General features: G+C 65.6%; 2 protein-coding genes. Both read left to right on the top strand.

Annotated elements, in window-relative coordinates:
* A partial coding sequence (locus tag EOD07_RS32850; protein WP_164772773.1) for a MarR family transcriptional regulator occupies positions 1-388 on the top strand: 388 nt, incomplete at its 5' end.
* Complete coding sequence (locus tag EOD07_RS32845; RefSeq protein WP_127238197.1) at positions 385-1,578, top strand: HlyD family secretion protein; 1,194 nt, start codon at positions 385-387, stop codon at positions 1,576-1,578. The genes EOD07_RS32850 and EOD07_RS32845, both read left to right, overlap by 4 nt.
* Positions 1,579-1,901 lie beyond the last annotated feature (323 nt).

The raw sequence follows: 1,901 nt of genomic DNA, 5'->3' as shown, positions 1-1,901 counted from the left end.
GGGTCTTTCCTCGGCGCAATGGCGCCTGCTCGTCCGCGTCGCCAAGGAGGCGGGCGCCGCGCAGGCGCGACTTGCCGAGCTCCTCGAAATCGAGCCGATCAGCGTCTCTCGCCTGGTCGACCGCATGGAGGAGGGCGGCTGGATCGAACGCCGCCAGGACGCGACCGACCGGCGCGTGCGCATGATCTTCCCGACCGAGAAGGCAAACGCGGCCTATGCCGACGTCAAGAGCCTGGCCGGCGAGGTCTATGAGGAATCGCTGACCGGCGTGTCGGCGGAAGAACGTCGCATCCTGATCCGGGTGCTGGACACCATCGTGCAGAATCTGACGGACGGTGAAACATCGTCGCTGGAGAAGATAAAGAATACGGAAGGCGCAGCAGCATGAACGCGGCAGCCAAGATAGAAGACGATAACGTCACCAAGCTTGCGCCGGCGCAGCCGGTCGCAGAAGCCCCGGCGCAGCCTGCGGCCGCTCCGGTCGCGGCGGCAGCTCCGCAGCCGCAACCTGCGCCGAAGAAGAAGCGCCGCCTCGGCCGCTTCCTGTTGATGGTTGCCCTGCCGCTGGCGCTGCTTGCCGGCGGCGCGTATGTCTGGGTGACGGGCGGCCGCTATCAGGAAACCGAGAACGCCAACCTGCAGCAGGCCAGGATTTCGGTCGCTTCCGACACGGCCGGCCGTATCGTCCAGGTCGGCATCGCCGACAACCAGCTGGTCAAGCAGGGCGACCTTCTCTTCGTCATCGATCCCGAGCCTTACAGGATCGCGCTCGCCCAGGCCGATGCGGCGGTCGCCGCGGCGCGCCTCAATGTGGAGCAGCTGCGCGCCGCCTACAGCCAGGCGATGGCGCAGGAGAAGTCCGCCTCGAGCGAGGTCGACTACGCGCAGTCGCAATATAACCGTGCCGCCGATCTCGCGCAGAAGGGCATCAACGCCAAGTCCTCGCTCGACCAGGCCCGCAACGACCTCGACAAGGCCAAGCAGCAGCTGGCCGTCGCGGAGCAGGGCATCGTCAGCGCCAAGGCAGCCCTCGGCGGCAATCCGGACATCGAGACCGACAAGCACCCGACCGTGATGGCGGCGCTCGCCGCGCGCGACAAGGCCGCCTACGACTTGGCGCAGACCACGGTCAGGGCGCCGGCGGACGGCATCATCTACCAGGCGGCCTCCTTCAAGGTGGGCCAGTATGTTTCGGTCGGCACGCCGCTCTTCGCGCTGGTCGAGACCGGCGACACCTGGATCGACGCCAATTTCAAGGAGACCCAGCTCACCAACATGAAGCCGGGCCAGAAGGCCGAGATCGTCGTCGACACTTATCCGGGCCGCACCTTCGAGGCGACCGTCAAGGCGATCGGCGCCGGCACCGGCGCGGAGTTCTCGCTGCTGCCTGCGCAAAACGCCACCGGCAACTGGGTCAAGGTCACGCAGCGCATTCCCGTGCGCCTGGAGTTGACCGATCCCGATGCCAAGATGGCGCTGCGCACCGGTATGAGCGCGACCGTCACCGTCGACACCGGCGTGGCGCGCGGCCTGCCGTCTATCTTCGGCCACGCCACGGCAGGGGAGCACGCGCAGTAACAAATACGCCCGCGAATTCGGGGGCGTAGCAGGGGATTGGTCTGATGGGAGGAGTGGGAAGGATAAGCGTTTAAGATCAACCGCTTGGCGGCGCGATCAAAACCGAAACCTTCGACACGGACCCATCGGTCCTCAGGTTTCCGGGCGGCAGGCATCCGCTCCAACAGAGACTTTCGGTCGATGTAACCCCCACATCGATAGTCGCGTCCCACCGCGATGAGGGTCTCTCAACGGAAGGCTTTGCCGCCCGGAAACCCAGTCTACACGTTTTTGTTACCTGCTGGAAGTTCAGCATCATGAGCACGCCCGAAACCTTCAAGGAC

Source organism: Mesorhizobium sp. M2C.T.Ca.TU.002.02.1.1, assembly GCF_003997225.1.
The sequence above is the reverse complement of the archived record's forward strand: the minus strand, read 5'-3'. Positions and strand labels throughout refer to the sequence as shown.

Excerpts from the sequence above, each read along its gene's own strand:
- EOD07_RS32845 (WP_127238197.1), top strand. The coding sequence starts at position 385 with ATGAACGCGGCAGCCAAGATAGAAGACGATAACGTCACCAAGCTTGCG.